Source organism: Streptomyces sp. NPDC058664 (genome assembly GCF_042716635.1).
Taxonomy (GTDB): Bacteria; Actinomycetota; Actinomycetes; order Streptomycetales; family Streptomycetaceae; genus Streptomyces.
The window spans coordinates 1-1,748 of sequence record NZ_JBHXRW010000198.1; the positions used below are offsets into that span (position 1 = coordinate 1).

2 protein-coding genes and 1 pseudogene are annotated in these 1,748 nt (G+C 64.7%); 1 reads left to right on the top strand and 2 read right to left on the bottom strand.

What is annotated here, in order from left to right; all coding sequences use genetic code 11:
• On the bottom strand, positions 1-380 hold a 380-nt coding region (locus ACFWUY_RS41490; RefSeq protein ID WP_384122185.1), incomplete at its 3' end, for a transposase.
• Positions 381-575: 195 nt separating this feature from the next.
• Positions 576-997, bottom strand: a pseudogene (tnpA, locus tag ACFWUY_RS41495) (IS200/IS605 family transposase); the annotation flags it as partial.
• A gap of 433 nt (positions 998-1,430) precedes the next feature.
• Between tnpA and ACFWUY_RS41500 the strand changes: the two are divergent.
• The gene (locus ACFWUY_RS41500; RefSeq protein ID WP_384122190.1) at positions 1,431-1,667 is read left to right on the top strand and encodes a hypothetical protein; all 237 of its coding nucleotides are present in this window, start codon (positions 1,431-1,433) and stop codon (positions 1,665-1,667) included.
• The last annotated feature ends 81 nt before the right edge of the window (positions 1,668-1,748 follow it).

A 1,748-nucleotide genomic window follows, 5' to 3' on the forward strand; every position in this document is an offset into this window, starting at 1 on the left:
ACCGGTGACCGTCCGGCCTTCTCACCACCCGACGGGGCCTTGGTGATGCAGCCGTCCACCGAGAGCTCACTCAGCCCCAGACCGATCATCCGGTCATAGGCCTCGAGCGCGAGAGCGTGCACCTTCTCGGATATCCCCAGCTCAGCCCACTGTTTGACGCGGCGGCGGATGGTCCGGTCGGAACACCCGGGAGTGGAGATGCGCTCGTAGCCGGAGCCGTGGACCAGCGCGAGCACGACGTGCTCAAAGACCACACGATCCGGGACTCTGCGTCGATGGCATCCCAGCGGATGATTCTCGGCGTAGTCCTCCCGCGCCGGCAGCAACGCCGCGAACCGGTCCCACAACGGTTCGAGCAGGCATGATGGCACCGCAGGCACGAGCCCTCCGATTGATCACTGAGCGTAGAGAACTCCATGATCACTCAGGCTCGTGCCCGCACCACATCCGGGACCACCCGCAAACACACGCCTCACCATTTGCCGGTCGGTCTTAACGTGATCTAGCCATTCCTCCCGGCCCTTCAAGGCTGGGAGGAATGGCTTCTCTGGACTGCTCTGGCGCCCGCGTTGCAGCGGGCGTTTCTGCTGCTCGGTGTACTTTTTGATCACGGACAGCGGTGCTCCGCCGGCGGAGGCCACGAAGTAGGAGGGCGACCAGGAATGCGCGCCCCGCAGGTGCTTGCGGATGTGGTCGGCGTACTTCTTGCGGAGGTAGGGGGCGGACGCGCCCTTGAGGGAGCCGGCCAGCGTCGACAGCTTGACCTGGGGTGGGTAGTGGATGAGCAGGGGGACGTGATCGCGTTCGCCGTTGAACTCCCGCAGTTCGGCGTTGGTCTTGGCGCAGACCTCCCGCATGATCTCTTCGCAGCGCGTCAGGATCTCGTCGGCAAAAACTCCGCGCCGGTACTTCGGGACAAGACCAGATGTGCGTGCAGGGAGTAGACGACGCTACGACCCCTGCGGATATCGGGGTTTGGTTCCCATTGGGGTGACATAGACACGATGCTGCGATGCCCGTATGAAGGTCGTCGTACAGGTGAAGCTCATGCCGACGCCCGAGGTGGCGTCAGCACTCGAGTGCACCCTACACACGGCGAATGACGCGGCGAACTGGCTGTCGGGCCAGGCGCGCAAGCGGGGTGAGACCTCCCGCAAGGCATTGCAGGGTTTCGCCTACCACGACCTGAACGACTGGGGACTGCCTGCGCTGCCTGCGCTGCCTGCGCTGCCCGCGCTGCATGTGCTGAGGAAGGTCGCCGACGCCTACACCGCCCTGCGGGCGAACATCCGCAACGGAACCTTGGCAAGCCAGGGTCGAAGCGTCGGACCAAGGCGGAGTCCAAGCCGATCGGTTTCCGGTCCGAGCAGGCCCGCAAGCTGCTGGCCGAGAACCGCAAGGGCGAGTCCGATCTTGTCCACCGTGACGGCATGTGGTTCCTCATCGTCACTTGTGAGGTCCCCAAGGCCGAGCAGTACGAGCCGACCGATTTCCTCGGCGTGGACCTTGGCATCGTCAACATCGCCACCACCTCGGACGGGAAGATCCACGCCGGGCGCGGACTGAACCGCTACCGCAAACGTCAGCTTGCCCTGCGGACCAAGCTCCAGAAGAAGGGCACCCAGTTAGCCAAGCGGGTCCTCAAGCGGCAGCGCGAGTGTGTCTGAAAGATCGTGTAAGTCCGTGATGTGACAGCCTGGCCCGGGGCTCGGCCTCGGGCCTGTGGGCCAGGCGGATCGGACGAGTCA